19 protein-coding genes are annotated in these 24,309 nt (G+C 54.7%); 11 read left to right on the forward strand and 8 right to left on the reverse strand.

Annotated features, from left to right (window positions below; translation table 11 throughout):
• Positions 1–146: 146 nt before the first annotated feature.
• Together FOM92_RS15130 and FOM92_RS15135 are read right to left on the reverse strand one after the other, a co-directional pair.
• Positions 147–2,741 carry a TonB-dependent receptor gene (locus tag FOM92_RS15130; RefSeq protein WP_143777638.1) on the reverse strand — a complete coding sequence of 865 codons (2,595 nt, stop codon included), beginning with the start codon at positions 2,739–2,741 and terminating at the stop codon, positions 147–149.
• Between the two features lie 111 nt (positions 2,742–2,852).
• Positions 2,853–3,899 (reverse strand): AraC family transcriptional regulator, encoded by a 1,047-nt coding sequence (locus FOM92_RS15135; protein ID WP_143777639.1) that lies wholly within the window; start codon positions 3,897–3,899, stop codon positions 2,853–2,855.
• A gap of 137 nt (positions 3,900–4,036) precedes the next feature.
• Between FOM92_RS15135 and FOM92_RS15140 the strand changes: the two genes are divergently transcribed.
• Entirely contained in the window at positions 4,037–5,188 is a 1,152-nt protein-coding gene (locus FOM92_RS15140) for a glutathione S-transferase family protein (RefSeq protein WP_246087369.1), read from the forward strand.
• A gap of 42 nt (positions 5,189–5,230) precedes the next feature.
• On the opposite strand, the gene FOM92_RS15145 is transcribed toward FOM92_RS15140, so the two are convergent.
• From FOM92_RS15145 to FOM92_RS15155, 3 genes are read right to left on the reverse strand one after another with little or no spacing between them, the layout of a single operon-like run.
• A complete protein-coding gene (locus tag FOM92_RS15145; RefSeq protein WP_143777641.1) occupies positions 5,231–6,730 on the reverse strand; it encodes a UxaA family hydrolase in 1,500 nt (499 codons plus the stop codon).
• A gap of 3 nt (positions 6,731–6,733) precedes the next feature.
• Positions 6,734–8,020: an MFS transporter gene (locus tag FOM92_RS15150; protein ID WP_143777642.1), complete on the reverse strand. Its 1,287-nt coding sequence runs from the start codon at positions 8,018–8,020 to the stop codon at positions 6,734–6,736.
• Between the two features lie 22 nt (positions 8,021–8,042).
• On the reverse strand, positions 8,043–8,855 hold the full coding sequence (locus FOM92_RS15155; RefSeq protein WP_246087326.1) for a 2-keto-4-pentenoate hydratase: 813 nt from the start codon (positions 8,853–8,855) through the stop codon (positions 8,043–8,045).
• Positions 8,856–8,984: 129 nt separating this feature from the next.
• Between FOM92_RS15155 and FOM92_RS15160 the strand changes: the two genes are divergently transcribed.
• The 5 genes from FOM92_RS15160 to FOM92_RS15180 all read left to right on the forward strand — a co-directional run bounded on the left by FOM92_RS15160 (position 8,985) and on the right by FOM92_RS15180 (position 13,945).
• Positions 8,985–10,001, forward strand: a complete 1,017-nt coding sequence (locus tag FOM92_RS15160; RefSeq protein WP_246087327.1) for a LacI family DNA-binding transcriptional regulator — start codon at positions 8,985–8,987, stop codon at positions 9,999–10,001.
• An 87-nt stretch (positions 10,002–10,088) separates the two neighbouring features.
• Entirely contained in the window at positions 10,089–10,727 is a 639-nt protein-coding gene (locus FOM92_RS15165) for an RpiB/LacA/LacB family sugar-phosphate isomerase (RefSeq protein WP_143777644.1), read from the forward strand.
• A gap of 1 nt (position 10,728) precedes the next feature.
• Positions 10,729–11,484, forward strand: coding sequence for a 2-dehydro-3-deoxy-D-gluconate 5-dehydrogenase KduD (gene kduD, locus FOM92_RS15170; RefSeq protein ID WP_143777645.1), 756 nt, complete (start codon positions 10,729–10,731; stop codon positions 11,482–11,484).
• A 9-nt stretch (positions 11,485–11,493) separates the two neighbouring features.
• Positions 11,494–12,504 (forward strand): sugar kinase, encoded by a 1,011-nt coding sequence (locus FOM92_RS15175; RefSeq protein ID WP_143777646.1) that lies wholly within the window; start codon positions 11,494–11,496, stop codon positions 12,502–12,504.
• Positions 12,491–13,945: a carboxylesterase/lipase family protein gene (locus tag FOM92_RS15180; RefSeq protein ID WP_143777647.1), complete on the forward strand. Its 1,455-nt coding sequence runs from the start codon at positions 12,491–12,493 to the stop codon at positions 13,943–13,945. Before FOM92_RS15175 ends, FOM92_RS15180 begins: the two co-directional genes overlap by 14 nt.
• Positions 13,946–13,951: 6 nt before the next feature.
• Here FOM92_RS15180 and FOM92_RS15185 read toward each other — a convergent pair whose 3' ends face one another.
• From FOM92_RS15185 to FOM92_RS16025, 3 genes are all read right to left on the reverse strand, one after another.
• Positions 13,952–14,338, reverse strand: coding sequence for a cupin domain-containing protein (locus tag FOM92_RS15185; protein ID WP_143777648.1), 387 nt, complete (start codon positions 14,336–14,338; stop codon positions 13,952–13,954).
• Positions 14,335–15,672 (reverse strand): pectate lyase family protein, encoded by a 1,338-nt coding sequence (locus FOM92_RS15190; protein ID WP_246087370.1) that lies wholly within the window; start codon positions 15,670–15,672, stop codon positions 14,335–14,337. Before FOM92_RS15190 ends, FOM92_RS15185 begins: the two co-directional genes overlap by 4 nt.
• 116 nt (positions 15,673–15,788) lie before the next feature.
• On the reverse strand, positions 15,789–15,971 hold the full coding sequence (locus FOM92_RS16025) for a hypothetical protein (RefSeq protein WP_211347437.1): 183 nt from the start codon (positions 15,969–15,971) through the stop codon (positions 15,789–15,791).
• Position 15,972: 1 nt separating this feature from the next.
• Between FOM92_RS16025 and FOM92_RS15195 the strand changes: the two genes are divergently transcribed.
• The 5 genes from FOM92_RS15195 to FOM92_RS15215 all read left to right on the forward strand — a co-directional run bounded on the left by FOM92_RS15195 (position 15,973) and on the right by FOM92_RS15215 (position 24,292).
• A complete protein-coding gene (locus FOM92_RS15195) occupies positions 15,973–18,792 on the forward strand; it encodes a TonB-dependent receptor (protein WP_246087328.1) in 2,820 nt (939 codons plus the stop codon).
• A gap of 80 nt (positions 18,793–18,872) precedes the next feature.
• On the forward strand, positions 18,873–20,504 hold the full coding sequence (locus FOM92_RS15200) for a family 43 glycosylhydrolase (protein WP_170226923.1): 1,632 nt from the start codon (positions 18,873–18,875) through the stop codon (positions 20,502–20,504).
• On the forward strand, positions 20,501–21,490 hold the full coding sequence (locus tag FOM92_RS15205; protein WP_143777649.1) for an alpha/beta hydrolase: 990 nt from the start codon (positions 20,501–20,503) through the stop codon (positions 21,488–21,490). Before FOM92_RS15200 ends, FOM92_RS15205 begins: the two co-directional genes overlap by 4 nt.
• Position 21,491: 1 nt before the next feature.
• Complete coding sequence (gene uxaC / locus FOM92_RS15210; protein ID WP_143777650.1) at positions 21,492–22,892, forward strand: glucuronate isomerase; 1,401 nt, start codon at positions 21,492–21,494, stop codon at positions 22,890–22,892.
• On the forward strand, positions 22,889–24,292 hold the full coding sequence (locus tag FOM92_RS15215; RefSeq protein WP_143777651.1) for a mannitol dehydrogenase family protein: 1,404 nt from the start codon (positions 22,889–22,891) through the stop codon (positions 24,290–24,292). The genes uxaC and FOM92_RS15215 overlap by 4 nt, the downstream gene beginning before the upstream one ends.
• The last annotated feature ends 17 nt before the right edge of the window (positions 24,293–24,309 follow it).

Consider the following 24,309-nt stretch of genomic DNA (forward strand, 5'->3'; position numbering starts at 1 on the left):
CTGCGCCAATAAAAAGGGACGCCATCCGCGAACGGAAATGGCGTCCAGTTTTGGCGGATTGAAAGGACGAGGAGAGAAGAAATTCCTTCCCTTCCAATGCCGCACCGAGTCATTTAAGCTTCGGTAAGTTCTAACCTATCCGCGCATCAGAATTTTGCGCGTACGGTGAGGCCATACATCCTCGGTTCCTCAACGAAGCCTATACGTGAGCGAGTGCCTGCACCGCCACGCAACGGAGTGTTGGCGGTAACGCCGCGGGTGATTTCGTTGTTCAAATTGGTGCCCCACAATTCAAACGTAACCCGTTCATCCGGCGTGGTGAGGCCAATGCGCGCATTCATTTTGAAATAAGCGTCCTGATAATCTAGTGGGATCGGCAGGTTATTGGTATCCAAGGGAATGGTGCTTGTCCGACGGCGATCCGAATAGTTGATATTGCCGTTGATTAGCAGACCCCAGCCAGAGCTGCTCAGCGGGCCTTCATAAGTAAGCCCCATCACACCGGCAAATTTCGGGGCGTTCGTCAAGGTCGAACCGCACAGGCGGTTGACCGAAGCAAGCGCAGCAGCGGCGACACCAACATTGCAGTCCTTAGGATAGCGTGAATTGGCATAGGTCGCTGACAAATTCGCCGATATATGATCACTCAGTTTACCAAACATTTCCAGTTCGACACCGGTTGAGCGTGCTGAATTGACATTGAATGTAAGGAACTGGACTCCGGTGAATTCCAGAACCTGAAAATCACTCATCTTCATATCAAACAAAGCCAGATTGGCCTTGATCGATCCGAGCAGAGTCGCCTTTACACCGATTTCGATCTGGTTGACCTTTTCCGATTTAAAGCTTGGATCGGCGTAGACTGGAGCGACAATGACCGGTGTTGGGGTCGTCGCCAGACCTGCCAAGATGGCAGCCGAGTTCTGCAGTGTTGCCGATTGCGGGTCAAGGTTGAACCCACCAGATTTGAAGCCATGGCTATATCCGGCATAGAAGAGCAGATCTTCGTTCGGCTTGTACCCGACCTGTGCGGTATAGGTGATTTCATCATCCTTGAACGTATCGGACCATACGCGTGGTAAAGGCAGCAGGCGGCTGGCCAATCCGCCGCCTACAGCTGCAGGTGCCGTCAGGTTCACCGAGGTGGCAAAGGGAAAGCAATTGATTCCGATAAGACCCGCGCGCAGTGGTGCCGGAACCGTTCCTGCCAGGACCCCGTTTACACTTGCCTGGCAGGCGCTAGCCCCGGCACCGGTTGTAGCACCAAGCTGGTTGAAGGACGCTTCCTTGTTCTCTTTCACGTAACGTGCGCCTAACGTCAGGCTTAGCTGGTCCGTAATGTTGAACACATTGTGCGTGAAAATCGACCAGCTTTGCGCATCCTGCAAAAAGCGGTTTTCGGCATAATTGCCACTCGCGTTAACAGGGACACCAAGGTTACCTAAGGCCGTAAGCGCGAACAGCGGGTTTACCCCCGCGGCACTGCCAAAGTTAAAGGCGCCACCTGTACGCTGAAAATCCGCATTTAGCGTCATCGTCTGGTCGGCGCGAATGTTTTCGTCGCTGTAGAAGCCCCCGATTAACCAATCGAGTTTATCGTTGAAGGCCGTACCCTGAAGACGCAGTTCCTGCGTCATGGTCTTGATATGATCACCCGATGGCAAAATGCCTGGGCGTGATGTAGCGGCGCCATTACCGACCGTATAGGTGTCGTTGCTCGTAAAGCCGCCTGTGGTGGTCGAACTGGAGTCAAATTTGCGGTACGAACCGATATAAGTAAGCTTGGCTCCGCCCAGATCCCACTTCAACTCGCCTGAAAAGCCCCATTGCTTTGAGCCGTTCAAATAGGTTTTTGCATTGACGGAAAGGTTATTGAGCGCAGTCATGCCCGACTGATTCACACCGTCGCTGGCGAGGCCGTGAAACGCCGAAAAAGGTGCAAGTTCGGTTTCACGAACGATGACAGCCTGGCAGCATTTTTCATCGGTTTTTGCATAATCTGCAAGAAGACGGATACTGATATCGGCATTCGGCTCGATGTAAAGCTGACCACGTAGCATATAGCGGTCGCGGTCGTTGCTTTCGTCACCTGTGGGCGACTTTAGATAGCCATCACGTTTGCGCCATGTGCCGGAGACCCGCAAACCCGCAACATCTTGGGCGATCGGAACGCTGACACCGGCTTGTAGATTCATAAAATCATAGTTGCCGTAACTAGCATTCACAAAGCCTTCAAAATCGGAGAGGCTTGGGCGTTTGGTGGTTACGTTCAGAGCGCCCGCCGATGTATTGCGGCCGAACAATGTGCCTTGCGGACCACGCAAGATTTCGAGGCGTTCCAGATCGACCAAATCGCCCAGCGCAACGCCCGGACGAGACTGGTAGACGCCGTCTATGAACACGCCGACCGAACTTTCCAGACCGGTATTGTTACCGGTCGTACCAACGCCGCGGATCTTGATTGAGGTACCTTGGGTCTCGGTCTGAGAGGACTGAATGTTGAAACTCGGTGAAATGGAAGCGAGGTTCTTGATGTCATTAATGCCTTGCCTCTCGAGTGCTTCCGGTGCGACGGCCGTAACGGCTAAGGGAATGTCCTGCACATCCATGGCACGCAATGTTGCAGTCACAATGATGGGTTCTTCACCTGCATCACTTTCGGCATTTTCCGTCTGCGCATATGTTGGCGTCGCTGCCATAATGGCAAGCGTCGAGACGGCCAAAAATCCTAACTTCTTCATGATCTCTCTCCCTCGATTTGCGGCTCGTTGACCGCCATTTGCCGGGGGCGTTGAATTTATTCAGAATCCCGACAGGCGGGATGTTAGCGATGTCCTGATCATAAACTTGACTTAGTGCGCCAAACTTCGACGTTCCGCTTTCGACTGTGTTGCAATAATGGAAATGGGAGCGCCCCCCTTTATCGCGCGAGGTGATTGGCCGAACCAACGCATAACAGCCCGTGATAGAGCGCTAGTCTCTGAAAATTGAAGAATCTCGGCTATTTCTGTCACTTTTAATCGCGATTCTTGGAGATAGGAAAGCGCAAGATCTGCGCGGACGGCATCAACAATTTCCGCAAGACTCGTTCCGTCTTCGGCAAGTTTGCGCTGGAGTGTTCGACGCGACATACCCAACAGTGTGGCGGTTTTGGAAAGATGAATAGTCTCTTGTGCCATGAATGCCCGAACTATAGTTTCCACAGCCGCCGTGACCGTGCCGGGCGTCGCTTCGCGCAGGGCACTATATTCGGCTGCCAATTCGCCATGTTTTGAAGGGCTGCGAACTTGGGTTGGCCTATCCAAGTCTGCACGCTTGATGAAAATAGAATTTCGATCTGCATTATAATGAATAACTTCGCCCAGAAACTGCCGGTGGTAAATGCTGCTTTCCGGTGGAGCGTGGCGGAAAGTGATATAGTCCGGTTCCCATCCTGAGATGTGCCGGCGCATTTCCTTAACCAATATTCCAAATCCCAACTCGGTAATTTGCCGGTGTGGCAAACCCGTACCGGCGGCAAGCTCGTAATTGACCTCCATTCCTCTCTCTGTTTCAACAAGGGCGATTAGGGCTCCCATGGTGAAGACGGGAAAATAGGCCGCAAGATCTTTCAAGGAATCACCGATCGTGTCGGCACACTCCAAAAGCACGGCGAGCGACCCCAATATCGAGAAACTCTGATTTTGGGAGAGCAGCAAGCCAAAGGACTCGCAATCCAAGCGTTCCGACGCCAGCGCCAGGAATCGCGTGAATGCCGCAACTTCGATTAGATTCGATGGGTCAGGATTTTCGGAAATCGACAGTCCGGCATCTGCAGAAAGCGCAGTCCAGTCGCCACCTAAGGTTGTGACCAGATCGGGCGCGCCAAAAAGTGCTGAGCTTGACACCCATTTGGCCATTAATTCTCCCCCATTTTGACGGGAGGAAACAGCTATTGGCGCGGTATGTCAAGTTTCCTCAGCAACACGCGGTATGACCGGAATAAGATGTAATCTATCGACATGTCATCGAATATAATAACGAGTCGGAGTTGGTTGTGACCGGGACATATATCATTTGGGGAACGCCGCATTCGCTCTACACCGGCAAAGTCCGATCTTATCTCATCAAAAAGGGCGTATCCTATCGCGAGATCATGGCCTCCGATGACCGTTTCTTGAAGGAAGTAACCGACAAGATCGGGCACAGGGTGATCCCGGTGCTGGAGACGCCAGAAGGGCATTTGGTGCAAGACACCACTGCCATTATTGATCTGATCGAATCTCGCGAGGCAGAGCCTGACTTCACACCGCCTGGTCCCGTACAGCAATTTGCTGCGCTTGCCCTGGATGCATTCGGTTCAAACTATATGATGCCCTTGGCGATGCATTACCGATGGACCTATCGAGAAAGGCAGGAGCTGTTTTTGCGTACCGAATTTGCACGTGCGGTACCACCGATGGAGCATGAGCAACGGCTGGAAACAGCAGGCAAGTTGATGACGCGCTTTGCGGGTTTCCTGCCGGGACTTGGTGTAACCCCTGCCGTCATTCCCGCGATGGAAGCCAGCTATGCCGAGCTTCTTGAAGCATTGGAGCAGCATTTTCGGCAACACCCATATCTATTAGGCGGCCGTCCAAGTTTGGCCGACTTTGGCATGATGGCGCCGCTCTACGCGCATCTGGCTCGCGACCCGGTGCCTGCGTTTTTGATGAAAACAACAGCTCCATCTGTTTTTCGCTGGACCGAGCGTATGAACCGCACCGAGACTATCGACGGTGAATTTGCGAATTATGAGTACGACTTTCCGATTGATGACCATATCCCACCAACGCTTGAAGCCATCCTAGCTATCTTGTTTGCGCATTGGACTCCGGGGTTTGTAGAAGATACGACTTGCTTCAATGCATGGGTGAATTCGCTGCCCGACCCCGCACCCGGTACGTTGATTTCACATGATGGCAGCCGAAAAGTGCACCCGACTTTAGGATGGATACGCTACCCGTGGCGTGACGTGGTTATGGAGCGGGCAAGCAATCCGCATGCCTTATGGCATTTCAGCCGTGCTCAAGACCTTGCCTACGCGCTTAAAGGTACCGATGCTGATCGATTTGACCAACTGTTGGACCGCATCGGTGGAAAGGGAATGCTGGCATCCAGGACAGTTCGTGCCTTGACGCGGAGAGATAATGTTCTGGTCCTTGCTTAAGGAATTGAGGAAGTAGGACTGCAAGGCGATGTTTCGTTTAGCTTAATATACAGCTCCCGGAACCCAGGGAACCCATTCGCTTTCGCCCAAGTCAAGGCGTTCAGATGCAGTAGGCATGCCGCTGGCTGTTTTCAAAATGCGATCGAAAATTTCACTGCCGATTTCAATAAGAGAGGTGCCGTTTAGAACCCTGCTGCAATCGACATCAATGTCTGCCTCCATTCGCCGAACAAGAGCGGCATTGGATGCAAGCTTCAGGGTAGGCGCTGGAAGCGAACCAAAAACAGAACCGCGTCCGGTCGTGAACAGTATCATATGCGCGCCGCCAGCAATTTGCCCCGTTGCAGAGCAAGGATCATATCCCGGCGAATCCATGAAGCTTAAGCCAGCCGCGGTTATAGTTTCAGCATAGTCGATGACGGCGTTCAACGGAGATGATCCGGCTTTTGCAACCGCGCCCAAAGATTTTTCCAAAATCGTGGTAATGCCGCCGGCTTTGTTACCGGGCGAAGGGTTGTTGTTCAGGCTTGCTCCGTCTCGAGCGGCGTGATGTTCCCACCAGTTTAGGCGATCGATCAAATCCTGCGCCACTTTCGGGTTAGCCGCCCGGCGCAAAAGCAAGTCTTCGGCACCATATATTTCGGGAGTTTCGGACAGGACAACTTTACCACCCGCAGCGACTAAGATGTCGGCTGCAACTCCCAAAGCAGGATTGGCGGTGAGTGCTGAGTAGCCGTCGGATGCGCCGCATTGCAGGCCAATCGTCAGATTTTCCGCTGATACATTTTGGCGCGTTGCCGCGTTGGCCGCCGGAAGCATGTTCGCGACCGCTTTAATTCCTGCTTCGATTGCTGCGCTTGTGCCGCCCGCTTCTTGAATAATAAGCGTTTGCAGATTTGCGCTGCGTTGCATTTCTGCGCTATCAAGCAACGGATCGATCTGGTTCACTTCGCAGCCAAGCCCGATAAGCAGTACCGCCGCAAAATTGGGGTGCAGGGCGTAGCCTGTTATCGTTCGGCGCAGATTGTCGATTCCGCGACCTTCCTTTGCCATGCCACAGCCGGACATATGGCTGAAGGCGATGACACCATCGACGTTGGGATAGTGTGTAAGGCGTTCGTAAGTGAAATAGGCCGCAATTTTCTTGGCTACGCTTGCAGAGCAGTTGACGGATGTGAGAATGCCAATGAAATTACGAGTCCCCACCTTGCCATTCGGTCGGACATAGCCCCTGTATTGCTCCATTCGCGGGGCTGGCTGGCGAATGTCTATCCCGACCACATTGCGGTTCGCATGCCCTGTGCAAGAAAGATTATGTTCATGGACATGCGCTCCAGCCGGGATGTCCTGGTTGGCCAAGCCGATGGATTGGCCCAGCTTTATGACAGATGTGCCTGCCTTTATAGATTGCAGAGCAAATTTGTGCCCGGCGGCTATGGGTTCCAAAATCGTAACGCCATGCTCTTCACAACCTGCTTCAAGAGCGGATAAGGCAATCCCGACGCTATCGTCAGAATGCGCATGAAGCGAGCGGGGCATCATGAATCAAATCGATTCGACCCGGGCGAGCTTGGGCGACAACAGGTGAATTGCGAGGACGGCGACAAAGTAAGTCACGGTGCAGGCGGCAAAGATCAAGGTGTAATTGCCGCCCGTTGCGTCCAGCACCAGTCCGGTCGATTTAGCCATAATCATGCCACCGACACCTCCACAGAAACCGCCAAGGCCGATGACCGACGCCACCGCCCGCTTTGGGAACATGTCCGGCGGGATGGAAAGCAGATTGGAGGAAAAAGCCTGATGCCCGGCAAGCGCAATGCCAATCAGAAGAACCGCCAGCCACATGTTTTCAAGCCCTGATACGAATAGCAAGGGCAGGACGCATAATCCGGCGACGATTGCCGTTATCTTGCGCGCAAAATTCACGCTGTGGCCGCGCTGGATCAGCTTTGAAGACAGCCAGCCGCCGCCAATGCTGCCCACGTCGGACAAGAGATACATGATGACCATCGGCAACAGCACCACCTTGAGATCAACATTGTAGGTCGATGCAAAATATTTCGGGAGCCAGAACAGCATCAAAAACCAGACAGGATCGGTCAGGAATTTCGCAGTTGCAAAAGCCCAGGCTTCGCGCGTGGAAACGACACGTGACCAACCGATTTTCTCGACCGCTTCTGCAGGGTCATGCTCAATCCATGCAAGTTCGGCCTGGCTCACCTTTCCGCTTTCGCGCGGGTTGCTATACAGCCAAAGCCACAGGCCTAGAAGAATAACGCCAAATAATCCGGTGACAATGAATGTTTCTCGCCAGTCAAAACCAAAGGTTACCATGAACAAGGCGACCGTGGGGGCCGTCAAAATCACCCCAATAGTCGTCGCGCTATTGACCCAGCCTATGGCATAAGCGCGTTCCTTTTGCGGAAACCATTCGCTACTTGCGCGCACTACAGAAGGGAAATGACCGGCTTCGCCGACACCGAGCACGACACGTGCCGCCATGAAGGACGCAACAGAACCTGCAAAACCGTGGGCTACGTGGCCAATCGTCCAAATACAGATTGCTATCGAATATCCGATTTTGGGCCCAAAGCGGTCGATTAGCCAGCCCATAGCCAGAAAACCAAGTGCATAGGCAGCCTGGAATGCGGTTACAATGTTGCCATAATCATTCTCATTCCAGCCGAGCTCTTTCTCAAGGCTTGGTGCGAGCAGTCCCAGCATCGTCCGATCAATATAGTTGACCGTCGTAGCGATAAATAGGAGTGCCACGATAGACCAGCGGAACCTGCCGGCTTTGATGGGGGCTGTTACCGTCGTTTCTCCGTTCATGTCACTCTCCCCAATATTGTAATTATTTGCCGCTACTGTTCTGGATAGTACATTGCAGGCTGCACAAGTTCCCAAAACGCGCTTCTACGGATTGCCCGGCGACCACTTGATGTACACCGGTGACTGCTCCCGATGATATCAGAAGGCCGGGCACAACCGGGAAACCTCGCAGTGCCAAGTTTTCGATTAGGAAGCGAACCGATTCCAAAGTTCCACCGGGAAAGGACTCCGCTTTCCCACTTCCGACTTCGTGGCCATCCACCTGTGTGACTACATCCCACTGGTCGAATTGGGCTGACCGCCAATCGGGAATTTCGGGCCCCAAAAGCAGTCCATTATTATTACCAAAATCGGAGATCGTCACAAGTGGCCCAAGATCATTAATGCCCGGAAAGGGCGAACTCGCAATTTCGAAACCGCAAAAAACAGTATCAATAAGTGCCGATGTATCGTCGATCGAAAATTCACGCTGATTGGGCGAAGGTGCGGTGCCTATTCGAAAGATAAACTCCGCTTCTGCCGCGCCAAATCCTTCTTTGAAGATTAGCCCTTCGGCCTCTTTCCTGTGTGATTCCAACTTTTGTACACTCGTGCTGAATATAGGGCCCACCAACCGGCTGGTTCCAAGTTCTTCACGCCAGGGGGGATTGATGCGGCCAACTTTCCAACCAACAACCGTGTCGTTGAAGAGCGGAATTGCGGCATCCTGAACCGCATAAGCTTCGGATAGAGCCGTTGGTGGATTTCCGGGATATTGGACCAGCGCCCTTCCTGCGCGACGTGCGCCAACGAAGGCTTCCGCAATTGCTTGCGTCATGGTCTCAAGTTGCAACACAGGCGCTCCTCTTTGTTCCCCTATTTGGCCTTGCTATGGGAAACCGGTGTCATTTGCAAGAATGCTTGGAAGACGAGCGCTTTATTTATTGCTATGCACCGCAAATTCTTGATGTATTGCAAGTACAGAATGAAACCAACGATCAACGATATTGCACGTATTGCAGGTGTTTCGAAAAAGACGGTGAGTCGCGTCATAAATGATTCGCCGCTGTTGACCGGCGAAACACGCGACAAGGTCAAAGCCGTAATCGAGCAGCTTGGATATGTGCCAAATCCCCAGGCGAGGGCGCTCGCGCTTGGGCACAATTTCCTGATCGGTCTGGTGCATGACAACCCGAATGCGCAGATGATACTGAATATGCAGCAGGGAATTTTGGAAGGCCTGCGCGGCACCGAATTTGCAATGGTCGTGCAACCCGTCAACCGCAGTTCACCTTCACTGGTGGAGGATATGCGCGAGTTTATCGTACGCCAGCGACTATATGGCATCGTCATATTGCCGCCCATTTCCGAAAATGATGCCGTCGCAAAAATGTGCGTGGAAGCAGGGTGTCGGTATGTCAGGATGGGTTCTGCCGTTCTGGATGAAAGTAAGCATATGGTCGCGTCGAATGATCGCGACGCGGTTAAGGAAGCGGTCCGTTATCTGATTCAGCAAGGCCACAAACGCATCGCCATCGTAACAGGTCCGCAGGGCTTCCGCTCAGCAACCGAGCGTTTGGCTGGATTTGAAGATGCTATGACGGAGGCTGGAATGAAGTTGCCGCGCAGCCATCGCGCGGAAGGGGAGTATACGTTTGACTCAGGATTAGTAGCGACCGAACAGTTGCTCGACCTGTCACCACGACCGACAGCCATTTTTGCATCAAATGATGAAATGGCGGCGGCCGTTCTCTACGCGGCGCGTTTGAGGGGGATCGCGGTGCCCGATGAACTGTCTATTGTTGGTTTCGACGATACGCCGATCGCATCCCGGATATGGCCGCCGTTGACGACGGTACGCTGGCCGATTGTCGCCATGGGCCGGTCTGCAGCCCACAAGTTGATCGCGGGAGCCGTGGAGGAAATCGATCTGGAAGACGAACCGACGGAGTTTCTATCTAATTTGATCCGAAGGGGGTCGGTCGCACCACCTAAGCCTTGAATTGCGGATCGAGTATTGCATCTGCGAATGACACCGGTTACCATCGCGGTAAAATTTAAACAGCACGCTCTAAGCGAGAGGGAATTTATGAAGATCGCATTGATCACCGAAAACAGTCAGGCCGCTAAAAATGGGATTATCCATGAAGCACTGACGGCGGTTGCCGAGCCATTGGGGCATCAGGTTTTCAACTATGGAATGTACACGGCGGAAGATGAAGCTTCGCTCACCTACATCATGAACGGACTGCTGGCCGGTATTCTAATCAATTCCAAAGCTGCCGATTTTGTAGTTACCGGCTGCGGCACCGGCATGGGTTCGATGTTGGCCTGCAACGCAATGCCCGGTGTTTTTTGCGGTTTGATCATCGATCCAACCGATGCCTTTCTGTTCGGCCAGATCAATGACGGCAATGCGATCTCTATGCCTTATGCCAAAGGGTTCGGCTGGGCTGCAGAGCTCAACCTGCAGGATGTGTATCGCAAGCTGTTCGATGGCGAGCGCGGGCTCGGTTACCCTAAGGAACGCGCTGAAATCATGCGCAAGAATCGCGGAATCCTCAAGGATTTGAAGGCGGCTACCTGCAAGGACATGTTGACGGTATTGCAATCCGTCGATCAGGATCTGCTCAAGGCGGCAATCGCTGGAAAACACTTCAAGGAATATTTCTACGCAAATGCGCAAGATGAAGGCATCGTGAATTATCTGCGTGGTCTGACCGGCTGAGATGGCGATATCCTTTGACCTCGCTGGCAAGGCCGCTCTTGTAACGGGCGCCAATACCGGCATTGGACAGGCAATTGCAGTTGCGTTGGCTGAAGCGGGCGCCGATGTTGCTGTGGCCGGCCGTAGCGAACCGGTCGAAACCCTGGCGGCGATTGAGTCGGTCGGGCGAAAGGCCGTGAATATCAAGGCGGATCTGGGTTCCATTGCGCCCGTGCAACGCGTGATCGATGAGGCGATCGCCGGGCTCGGACGTCTTGACATTCTGGTTAACAATGCCGGGATCATTCGCCGGGACGATCTGCTTGATTTCAATGAGGCGGACTGGGACGCGGTAATTGACACAAACCTCAAAACCCTGTTTTTCCTTTCTCAGGCGGCGGCTCGGTCAATGGCTGCCCGAGGATCGGGAAAAATCATCAATATCGCTTCGCTCCTGAGCTTTCAGGGTGGAATTCGCGTTCCGAGCTATGCTGCCGCAAAATCCGGCGTAAGTGGGGTTACGAAGGCGATGGCAAATGAACTTGCGCCCAAGGGCGTGCAGGTAAACGCCATCGCCCCTGGATATATCAGTACAAACAATACGGCCGCATTGCAGGGCGATGAAACCCGTAATCGGCAGATTCTGGAACGCATTCCGACCGGTAGATGGGGCAAGCCAGAAGACATCGCTGGTGCAGCCGTCTTTTTGGCTTCATCGGCGTCGGACTATGTAACCGGACAGGTTTTGGCCGTGGACGGCGGCTGGTTGGCACGCTAGCGAAAGCAGATGCCCAAACCACTTGTCTTTTTCGGCGAACTGCTTGTCCGGTTGACGGCGCCGGGCAATGAATTGCTGATGCAGTCGCCAAGTCTGAATCTGCATGTAGGTGGCGCCGAAGCGAATGTGGCTATTGGGCTCGCTAATCTGGGGCATGATTGCCGGATGGTCAGCGTTGTACCCGACAATGCCTTAGGCCGCGGGGCGATGTCGGTGGTACGAGGGCAGGGCGTCGATTGTTCGGGTATCAGCCACGCCACAGGGCGCATGGGCCTTTATTTTCTTTCGGTCGGCGCTGGCCTTAGATCTTCGGAAATTGTTTATGACCGGACCGGCTCAAGCTTTGCACAAGCTGTTGCGGGTGATTTCGACTGGGACCGCTATCTGGCTGGCGCGGGAATGCTGCATCTTTCCGGTATTACGCCGGCGCTCGGAAGGGCTTCGTCAGAGGCAGCACTTGCTGCGGCGCGCGCGGCCAAACGTCATGGCGTGCCGCTTTCCTTTGATGGAAACTATCGTGCGATGCTCTGGGAAGCATGGGACAGCAATCCGCGGGCGGTTTTGTCCGAATTGATCGGAATGTCGGATATTCTATTCGGTAATCACCGCGATCTGTCTCTGGTATTGGGGAGGGATTTTCCGGGCGGTGGAGCGGACCGGAGACGCGAGGCTGCCGAAGCAGGCTTTGCTGCGTTTCCCGATTTAAAAATCATCGCGTCGACCGCGCGCCACACGGTCAGTGCAGATCATCACCGGATATCCGCTCGCGTTGATTTACGTGGCGCCGGGTACCAGACGGAAGAAACAGACGTTACCGGAATCGTGGATCGTATCGGGGCTGGTGACGCCTTCGCCGCTGGTGTGCTGCACGTCTATCTGCATGGCGGAGATGCAGGGGCTATGGTGCAAACAGGTCTTGCTTTAACTGTATTAAAGCATTCGCTTCCCGGTGATGCCAGTCTGTTTCGGCAAGCCGATGTTGACGCCTTTTTGGCAGGCGGACTGGATGTCCGCCGCTAGTCATATTTCAAGACGGGCGGTACTGGGCGGCGCTACTGCCTTTCTTGCGGCGCCCGCGTTTTCTGTACCGGTGCGTGACGATGTTTTGGCCTTGAAAGGCATAAGATATGGTTTTGCCGAACGCTTCATGGCACCCAAAGCCGCACCATGGGGCATGGTCGATTTGGCGACATTGCAGAATTTCGGTCCCGCCTGTCCACAGCAAGGCGACAAATATGCGCCTTTCAGCGAGGACTGCCTTTACCTCAATATCTGGGCGCCCAAGGGCAAACCAAGGCGACCGCGCCCGGTTCTGGTATATTTCCATGGCGGTGCATATTCGACGGGCAGTGTGACTGATCCGCTCAATGATGGTGCAACCCTCGCCGAACGAGGGGACGTTGTTGTCGTTACCGTAAATCACCGGCTGAATATATTTGGCTATCTCTATCTCGCTCTGCGCGATTCCCGCTTTCCTGACAGCGGAAATGCCGGTCAGCTTGACCTCATACTGGCGCTCAAATGGGTGCAACAATATATCTCGGGATTTGGCGGCGATCCTGATAATGTAACAGTCTTCGGCCAATCGGGCGGCGGTGCCAAGATTGCGACGCTGATGGCTATGCCTGCCGCCAAAGGGCTGTTTCATAAGGCGATTACGATGAGCGGGCAGCAGGTAACCGCCTCCGGCCCCCAGAATGCCACAAAACGGGCCCAAGCTTTTCTGGAAAAGCTTGGGCCGGATATGGACCCTGTCAGCGCGTCGACGTCCCAACTGGTGGCGGCCCTAGGCGCCCAAGACCCGATCTTGGGGGGTGGCCTGTATATGGGTCCGGTGCTGGATATGCGAAACCTGCATCGCCATCCTTTCTGGCCGGATGTTGCACCGCAATCACTCGGAATTCCGATGCTACTTGGCAATACGGTTGCCGAGACCCGGGCATTTTATGCTGCCGATAGCAAGCAGTTGACGGGACTCAATTTCGATAATCTTTCTGCACGTATTGCCACCGAAATGCGGATCGACGCCCATCCCGATTGGGTGGTCGGAGAATTTCGGGCGCGCTATCCCAAAGCTGAACCTGTCGATCTCTTTCACCGCATAGTTACAGCAGCGCGCAGTTGGCGGGGCCAGGTGGAAGAGGCGGATGCCCGGGCGAAGGCTGGACGGGGCAACAGCTATGTCTATCAACTGGATTTTGAACAGGCCAAGCATACCGACGACATCGGCTTTGCCTTTGGTACGACTCCCAATCCTTCCACGGCGCAAAAGGCAATGAGCGAACGGATCATGGATAGCTTTGTCCGTTTTGCGCGAACCGGCAACCCGGGCTGGCCATCCTATGAACTTAACACCCGAAAAACGATGGTATTTGACACCGAAAGCCGCGTGGTCAGTGACCCCAGAAAGTGGGAGCGGGAGTTGTTCGCACGCATACCCTATGTTCAGCCGGGCACCTGATTAAAGCTATTCCTGATTATTCGGATAACTGATGATGATCGTTAGCGGCTTGCGTCCGACTTGCCTGATACCGACCACGGCGTCTTTATAGAGATATGCCGCCATGCCCGGGCCGATCCGACGGGTTGTGCCATCGCTGGTTACATCGCCTTCTCCCGAAAGGACATAATAGACTTCATCATGGCGTATCGGATGCAGACCAATTGCAGCGCCCTTGTGCAAGACACGTTTCCGGAATTCCATGGCCCGCGGCATAGGGGCGGCATCACTGATCCGGTAGGCAGTGGACATACCTATAGCACCATGGGGTGGTGGTTCCTCTTGTTTCACATCTTCTTCGTGAACAATGACCATGGCTGGCGCGGCCATCGCCAGAAACAGGGCCGCAATCATTGCCGCATCACGCGATCGCGCGGGCTCAGCGATTCCTGCGGGCCTCGCTTTTGTCCCGGATAGACTCCGGACTTAGGCTCCATCGTATCAAGGTTCCAATCGCCTTCGACAAAGGGCGCTGACGTAGGTTGGACCGTTCCATATCCGCCGACCCTGCTTTCATCATCAATAATTTCACCGCGACCTTCGGCAACGAAGAACAGGACACGGATATCGTGCATGTCTCTGTCCCAGGGACGTGCACCGGCAAGTGCCAGTACATGTGTTTCGACATCACGCGCCGGCAGCACGGATAGTCCCGGCCACCAGCTGACCGGCTTTTTAGACGGGATAAGCTTGGCCCGAGTTTCACCATAACGTCCAAATGCGGGCAAGGCTTTGCCGTGCTTGTCGACGGCGATATTATCCTTTCCATAATAAAGCAGGTCGCCATCACCACCCAGCATCAGGAAAGGCAGGCCGTCGTCCGTAGACGGGCCGCCCCGCATCACATTGCCCACCGCCGAAAGCTCGCCGGTGACATAAGGTTGCCCCGCCCATTCCAGTGCCATCAGGTTATAATGGACGGCACGCTTGCCGGGATCATAGATCAGATTGTTGACCATTGCTGCCTGCACCCCGCCCTTCAGCAAGGGAGACCGCTCGACATTGTGCGCCCAGATATTGCGGTAGAACAATATGCCTGTCGCATTATCATGGACAAGAGATCCCTTGCTATGCTCACCCTTGGGATGGCTGCTGTCGGCGAGCCCTTCTGCGGCCAGATTATAGCTGAACGTAATGTTCCGGCTCGTTCCTTTTCGCCAGTCTTCGACTGTAGACCCGGTAAAGCGAGGGCCGCTGGCCGACATATTTTCATCTATGCCCCACATGAAGCTGCAGTGATCAATGATGACGTTATGGGCCGCAACGGTCGAAATCGAATCTGCCTCCCAACCGCTCATGCGCTTTTCGCCATCGGCACCGGTGCGGACGCGAATGTGCCGGATGATAACATCATGGGTTTTCAGATCGATGCCGCCTCTGATGATCGTAATTCCCGGTGAAGGCGCGGTTTGTCCTGCTATGGTCAGGAAAGGTTCCTTAATCTCCAAGCTTGATTTACGCAGATCGATCTGGCCGCCCACCTCAAAGACAACAATTCGAGGTCCTTTGGCTTCGATCGCCGCTCTCAGGCTGCCCGGTCCATCGGCGTTCAGATTGGTCACACGAATAATCTGTCCGCCCCGTCCCCCGGCCGTCTCGCTGGCCCATCCAACGGCGCCGGGAAACGCCACCGGGGCATTTTGAGCGTCCAAGGGGCGGGAAAGAAATATGAGGCAGGAAAGCAACATTAATCGAATAAGCATCATTATCTCCTTGCAGACATCTTGACACGAAGGGAAGTTCACAGCAATGTCTAAATGACACCGGTTACCTAGCAGGTTTAACGTGGTTGAAAGAGTGGCGTTCAGCCGCCGGAAATTTTAAGTTTTCGGGCTTTTGCCAGTATCTTGGCAAGTCCAACAGGAGAAGATGCGCTGGCGATCACCGCATCCCGAATCAAAAAGACACCGGTGTCAAAACCGATGATGCGAAGGGGAGTGACAATGAAACTGACGAAATCACGGAAAAATGGTTTAAGCATTGCCAAGATGCTGGCTGCCGTTTCCCTAACCGTTCTTGCCACTGGCACGGCCTATGCCCAAAGCCAGCCGGAAGAGGCTCCTGTACAGGAAGCTGCGGCGGATGAGGGCGAGGCGATTGTCGTTACCGGCTTCCGCCAGTCGCTTGAGGCGGCGCTGAACTTGAAACGCGAGAATGTTGGTGCGGTTGATGCAATTGTCGCAGAAGACATCGCCAAATTTCCTGACCAGAACCTTGCAGAATCGCTGCAGCGTATTCCGGGCATTTCGATTTCCCGTGATGGTGGCGAAGGACGGTCGATCACCGTTCGTGGTCTCTCGTCGCAATTCACGCGTGTTCGTGTCAACGGCATGGAAACAATCGCGACCTCGACGGATGGTGCCTCTGCAAACCGCGACCGTGCTTTCGACTTCAACGTGTTCGCATCCGAACTTTTCAGCAGCCTTGTCGTAAACAAGACGGCAGCCGCCTCGCTCGACGAAGGGTCGCTGGGCGCCGTGGTGGATCTGAACACAGGTAACCCGTTGGGGGGAAAAGCCGGACTCAAGGCGGCGCTTTCGGTTATCGGTTCCTATAATGATCTGTCGAAAGATCTCGGGCCTCGTGTCGCCGGTTTGTTAAGCTGGCGCAACGATGCCGGTACGCTCGGTGCCTCCGTTTCGGCCGCTTATTCCAGAACCAATACTCTGGAGCTCGGCAACAATACAGTCCGTTGGGCCCAGGCGCGTTTCGATGGAGTCGATGGAACCAATTGCTTTACGACCCAAAATAGCGGTGGCACCTATGTCCCGAGCGCCGCTTGTGATCGCGCCGCTCTTGCATTTCACCCGCGAATCCCCCGCTATGGCGAAGTCGCGCATGACCGCGAACGGCTTGGTCTGACCGGTTCGGTGCAGTTTTCGCCCAGCGACGCGACAAAAATCTCGATTGATGCGCTCTATTCCAAATATGACGCATCACGTGAGGAGCAGTGGGGCGAGGTTCTGTTGCGGTCGAACGAACGGTCTATCAACGTCGTAAGCCCCGTATATGACGCGAACAACAATATGATCTCTGCAACGTTGAATGATGCATGGGTGCGCACAGAACATTATCTGCGCAAAAGTTCGACCGAATTCTATCAGGTCGGCGGCACATGGGACCAGGATCTCAGCGATAATTTCCGTTTCACCGCATTGGGCGGCGTATCAAAATCCAATGCCGATATTCCTGTCGAAACGACCATCATTTTCGATGACCGTGACGCACAGGGCTATAGCTATGACTATAGCAACATGGCCTATCCTCGGCTCACCTTCGGCACGAGCGTGACCAATCCGGCAAATTTCCAACTGGCTGAAATCCGCGACCGCCCGTCCAATGTGACCAACCGTTTCAAAACCGCGCAATTACGGACCGAATGGGATGTAACCGACGGCTTTACGGTAAAGGCCGGTGCGGTGTGGCGGCGTTTCAACTTCGATACCGAAGCCTTTACCCGTGATACAGCGGTGTGCGGTAATGGCGGGACCAGCCTCGTTACCAGCACGTCTGGAACTATTGCCTGTTCACCCACAAGTCTTTTCGGCCCGACGGCTGTTTATGGTTTCCCTGTCACAACGGCGCTTTCCCAGATTTTCAATCTCGGCAAAGCAGGGCAACCGGCTGGTAATACCAATAGCTGGCTCGTTCCCAATCTGGAGGCAACAACCGCTTTCACAAATCTGTATTCGCGGCCACTGGTCAATGATGCCGGCAATATCCGCGGAGTGCAGGAAACCACAAAGGGTGCCTATCTGCAATTTGATGCCAAGGGCGAACTGCTCGGTGTCGAATATGCCCTTAATGCGGGCGTTCGCTATGCCAAGACCGACCAGTCATCCTACGGTCTCGTCAGTGGTGTAGCGGCAACGGTAAAGCGCAGTTACGACGACTGGCTGCCGTCCGCCAATTTGGCCGTGTATCCGACGGAAAGCACGATCATTCGTTTCGCTATCGCAGACGTCATGACGCGCCCGACGCTCGGGTCGCTAACGCCCGGTGGTTCAGCCGATGGTTTCAACTTCCGCGTTACCAGCGGCAACCCATTCCTCGAACCGTTCCGCGCGACCAATTATGATCTCGCGTTCGAATGGTATTTTGCACCGCAGGCGGTTCTTTCGCTGGCGCTGTTCAAGAAAGATGTGAAAACCTTTACGCAAAGTGCATCCATCACGGGTGCGACCTTTGCCCAGACCGGGTTGCCAGCATCTGTTTTGAACCCGTCATCGCCAGCCGCACTGAACCCGGCATTGCAAACGCAACCAATCTGGACGTTGGCAACAACAGTAAACGGTTCAGGGGCAACATTGAAAGGTATCGAACTTGCTGCACAGATACCCTTCAGCGCCTTTACATCCGGGTTCTTGGGGAATTTCGGCATTCTTGCCAACGCAACTTTCATTGACTCGAATGCGAATTTCAACTTGCAGGGACCGGCGATTGCCCCTGGCGGCGCCTTACAGAATGTCGCGTTGACCAACACATTGTCGAACGTTTCCAAAAGGGCCTACAACGGAACTTTCTACTATGACGATGGCGCGTTTAGCGCACGCGTGATGGTCAGCTATCGTGGGCGCTATCATGAAGGTGCAAGCGGAACCGGAAACTTGTTGGAAGGCTATGGCGCGACAACCAATGTCGACGCCTCGGTCCGATACAAACTAACCGAATGGATGGAACTGTCGGTTGAAGGCAACAACCTTCTCGATACCTACCGTTACCGCTTCACTGATTTTGACGCAGACCGGAATTATGAAAACAACCATTTCGGTCGCACCCTGCTCTTCGGTGCTCGGTTCAAGATATGATTTTTTAGGACCCAGCGGGTCGCAGGAGGGACTGGTCAACGCGACGGCGTTGCCAGTCCTTTTCGGTTAGGTGAATGGGCATGGAAATAGATCGTCGAACCAGTCTAGCTTTTCTGGGGTGCCTGCCATTTCTGCCCGATGCCGTATATGCGCAAGGTTCTGCGGCAACGTCGAGTCTCGATCCGCACGCGGCCATGCGCTGGGCACGCGGGGTTGAGGGGCAAAGGAAGGCTGATCTCGGAAACGGCATGTTTCTGAACCCGGTTTTTGCCGGAGATCATCCAGACCCCGCATTACTGCGCGATGGCGATGATTATTATCTGACCTTTTCAAGTTTTGATTCCTATCCCGGAATCATAATCTGGCACAGCCGTGATCTGGTGAACTGGTTGCCGGTTCATGCGGCATTACGCCAACCGATTGGATCTGTTTGGGCACCTTGCCTTGCCAAGCATCAAGGGCGTTTCTATTGCTATATTCCTGCGCGGACGCCTGCCAAACGATCAATTTATGTTATCCAGGCGGACAAGATGACCGGGCCCTGGAGCGACCCTGTTGACCTCAACCTGCCTGCACATATCGATCCTGAACATGTTACGGATGAACAAGGACGCCGGTGGCTGTTTTTGTCGGGCGGGGACCGGATCAGGCTTTCTGACGACGGTCTGTCTACGGTCGGTGAAGTGGAGCATGTATATGATCCCTGGCGCTATCCTGAAGATTGGGTTGTGGAAACATTCGCACCTGAAGGTCCGAAAATCGTCAAGCGGGGTGACTATTGGTACATGACGACAGCCGTGGGAGGAACCGCAGGTCCGCCCACCGGGCATATGGTCATCATGGCGCGAAGCCGATCGATCGACGGACCTTGGGAAAATTGTCCGCACAATCCGCTGATCCGTACACAGTCGCCGCGCGAAAAATGGTGGTCGCGGGGGCATGCCACATTGTTCGAAGGACCGAACGGTAAATGGTGGATGATTTACCATGGCTATGAAAACGGCTATTGGACATTGGGGCGTCAGGCGCTGCTCGAACCTGTTAAATGGGCGAAGGACGGCTGGCCGAGGCCTTTGGGTGGTGACTTGTCGAGGGCATTGAGAAAGCCGATCGACAGCGAGTCTCAAATGCACGGAATGGCTCTGTCCGATGATTTTTCGACGGACCGGTTGGGGACCTTATGGTCCTTTTACGACCCAGCGCCCGATGAGCAGTCGCGACTGAAGCGCGGCGATCGGACTCTTGTCATGAAAGGCAAGGGAAAGTCGCCTACCGACTGCTCTCCGCTTACCTGCATTGCTGGCGATCAGGCTTACCGAATTACTGCCGATGTTGAAACGTCCGGTGAGGCTGAGGGAGGAGTGCTGCTTTACTATAGCCGCAGACTCTATGCCGGGCTTGGCTTTGGCCCGCAGGGTCTTGTCATGCATCGTTACGGTCTTCAGCGTCCGCGCGGGGCCATACCAGGTCAACGCGATCCGGGTGGGGGTCCGGTACGCAAACTGGCGATCCGCCTGTCCAACCAGAACAATATTCTCACCATCCATACCAGTAAGGACGACCGCCAGACATGGCAGAAGTTCGATGTTCAAATGGAGGTTTCGGGATATCACCACAATGTGGCCTATGATTTCCTGTCCCTGCGCCCGGCAATTTATGCGGCAGGTGAAGGCGATGTCCGTTTTCGCAATTTCACCTATGAGGCGCTATGACAATCGATCGCCGGACTATGATCGGTTTGGCTGCGACGGGAATGGCCGGGGTAGCCTTCGGACAAACGCCGCCACCGCTGACGGGGGGTGCCTTGCCTGCCGGTCTACCCCAGCCCACCGAGACCATTGATCTCTGGCCGAAAGGTGCGCCGGGCGCTCCGGCGGCAGGTTTGACAGAAACAGTCAACGAACGTTCAACCGATCCGCAACTGACCGATAGGGCGGTCTTTGGCATCAGCCGTCCGCGTATGGCCGTTTTCCGACCGTCCAGACCGAATGGCGCTGCGGTTCTCATTACGCCCGGCGGAGGATATCGCTGGGTGGTCGTGGATAAGGAAGGCTATGAACTGGGCCGATGGCTTTCGGCCCGGGGATATACTGTCTTTGTCCTCTTTTACCGTCTGCCCGGTGAAGGATGGGCGGCAGGTCCGAATGTGGTGCTTCAGGATTGCCAGCGTGCCATGCGCCTTATTCGCCATCGTGCGGCAGCCTACGCGATCGATCCCGAACGTGTCGCGGCGATGGGCTTTTCCGCTGGCGGGCACGCCTGTGCTGATCTTGCTGCCCGGTTTGCAACACCTGTCTATGATGCCGTCGATCAAGCCGACAGCCTTTCCGCACGACCTTTCGTGGCTGCGCCGATATACCCTGTGATTTCAATGTCCGCGCCCATAGCCCATGCGGGCAGTCGCGAAAAACTGGTTGGAACAACCGCACCGGCCAGCAAAGAGGCGGCCCATAGCCCGCATCTCAACATCCCGGCAAATGCCCCACCGCATTTCATCCTGCACGCAGAAGATGATGATGTCGTGCCCGTCGAAAATGCGCTCATCCTGCGCGCAGCCCTGCGGGCCAAAAACATCCCCGTCGAAACCCATCTTTTTACCCATGGCGGGCACGGCTTTGGCTTGCGCAAGACAATTGGCAAACCTGTTGAAGCTTGGCCAGATCTGTTCACAGCATGGGCCCATTCACAAGGACTATAGAATGCCGCAACCGTTGAAACTGCATCCCGACCGGCTGTTTTCGAGCGACCTCGAAATTCGGGCGATTGCGCGGCGGCTCTATGCCCAAGTCGCCACCTTACCCATTGTCAGCCCTCATGGTCATACCGATCCGGAATGGTGGGCGACCGACGCGCCGTTCGGCAACGCAACGGAATTGCTCTTGCATCCCGACCACTATATTTTCCGCATGCTCTATTCCCAAGGCGTGTCACTGGAAGATTTGGGAATTGGCAATCCGGACGCTGATCCGCGGGAAAGCTGGCGTCTGTTTGCTTCGCGTTATCATCTGTTCCGCGGGACACCTTCGCGCATGTGGCTCGATTGGGTTTTTTCGCAAAGCTTTGAACTTGACGTGCTGCTGTCTGCTGAAACCAGCGATCATTATTATGACCGGATCACAGAAGCATTGACGACGGACGCATTCCGCCCGCGCGCACTGTTTGAGCGCTACAATATCGAAGTCATTGCGACTACCGAAAGTCCGCTGGATGACTTGCGTCATCATCAGGCCATCCGGGATAGCGGGTGGAAAGGCCGTGTCATAACAGCCTACCGCCCCGATCCCGTTGTCGATCCGGAATTTGAGGGGTTTCATCACAATCTCGAAATCTTGTCGGACATGACGGGCGAAGATTGTTTCAGCTGGCCCGGTTATCTCGCCGCGCATCGCAAACGCCGGGCGTTCTTTGCTGCAATGGGGGCAACATCCACCGACCATGGCCATCCGACTGCTCGGACCGCGAACCTTGCACCGGTCGAGGCAGAAGCCTTGTTCGGTCGCGTTGCGGGAGGACAGGCATCACCTGAAGATGCTGAACTCTTCCGTGCCCAAATGCTGACCGAGATGGCGGGAATGAGCCTTGAAGACGGTTTAGTCATGCAAATACATCCGGGAGCTTTTCGCAATCATAATAAGCAACTGTTTGACAAATTCGGGCGCGACAAGGGTGCCGACATCCCGACCCGGACCGACTATGTACAGGCACTGCGTCCGTTATTGGGCAAATATGGGAATGAAGCCCGGCTATCCATCATCCTGTTTACGCTGGATGAGAGTGTCTATGCACGTGAGCTAGCGCCGCTCGCCGGGCATTATCCCTGTTTGAAACTGGGCCCCGCCTGGTGGTTCCACGACAGTCCCGAAGGCATGCGGCGCTTTCGTGAAAATGTGACCGAGACAGCCGGCTTTTATAACACGGTTGGTTTCAATGATGACACCCGCGCGTTTCTGTCCATTCCTGCGCGGCACGATGTTGCACGCAGGGTCGATTGCAATTTCCTTGCGCGGCTTGTGGCTGAACATCGGATGGAAGAGTGGGAAGCGGCTGATCTCGCGGTGGATCTGGCATATAATCTGGTCAAGGCAGCCTATAGATTATGAGGCTTTCGACTATCAATGTTAAGCAATTGCCTAACCAGATCACCCGACCCCGATATAGCAGAGAAAAGCACAAAATTGGCATTGTGCATTTCGGGATCGGCGCATTCCACCGTGCGCATATGGCAGCATATACAGATGATGTGCTGGCTGTTGAGGGCGGTGACTGGCGTATATTGGGTGTGTCGCTCCGTTCCCGCATCGCCCATGATCAGCTGTCCCCCCAAGACGGGTTGTACAGCCTGGTCGAACGCAGCTCCGCGGGAAGCAAGGTTCGGATTATCGGCGCGGTCGCGGACGTGCTGGTCGCATCGGAAGATCGGGAGCGGGTGGTCAACGCACTGGCCTCTGCAGACACCCACATTGTGAGTTTTACGATCACGGAAAAAGGCTATTGCCGCGCTCCCGACGGCTCACTCGATTTTGCGCTCGCCGATAGCCGGTCGGCCTATAGCTATCTTGCCGAGGCTTTTGCGCGGCGTCGCGATTCCGGCCTTGCGGGCCTCACCTTGCTTAGCTGCGACAATCTGGCCGCCAATGGCGCGCAATTGCACAGGCTAATGGCGCAATATCTGGAAGCAACCGCGCCTGATGTGCGTGCATGGTTCGACGAAAACTGCGCCTGTCCATCGACGATGATTGACCGCATAGTCCCCGCAACGACGCAAACCGACCGTGCCGAAGTAGAGGCGTTACTTGGCCTACAGGATGCCGCTGCCGTCGTCACTGAACCATTTACGCAATGGGTGATCGAGGATAATTTTGCCGGATCCCGACCGGCCTGGGAAAAGCATGGCGTGCAAATAGTCGCGAACGTGACCGCCTTTGAAACCGCGAAGCTAAGGATGCTAAACGGTGCCCATTCCGCGCTCGCCTATCTTGGTCTGCAAGCAGGGCATGAATTTGTGCACCAGGCGGTGGCAGACACTAGGCTTTTGCAATTGATCAATCGCCTGATGCGGGAAGAGGCTGCGCCGAGCCTGATGCCGACGGTTGGGCTGGATCTTTCGGAATATGCAGATGCCCTGATCGAACGTTTTAAGAATCCTGCACTCAAACACCGGCTCAACCAGATTGCGATGGATGGTAGCCAGAAAATCCCTCAACGCTGGCTGGAAACACTTGCCTTTCACCAGCATGCGGGCCTGCAATGCCCTGCAATACTGACCGCGCTCGCTGCATGGATCTTGCATATCAGGGGCGACGGTCATGACGTGGAGGACCCGATGCGCGATTATTTTCGCGATCTTTGGGAAAGCGCAGGCCAAACCGGAATTACCAGTGCATTGTTCGGGACAAATGGAGTCTTTGCCTCTGCTTGGACAGGAAATCCAAGTGACATCGCGATGCTCGATTCATTTTTGCATCAGGAATGTGAGCGCCAAATGGCGAAGCTCAGCTAATTGTTGCGCTAAAGATT

The organism is Sphingorhabdus contaminans (assembly GCF_007280415.1).
Classification (GTDB): domain Bacteria; phylum Pseudomonadota; class Alphaproteobacteria; order Sphingomonadales; family Sphingomonadaceae; genus Sphingorhabdus_B; species Sphingorhabdus_B contaminans.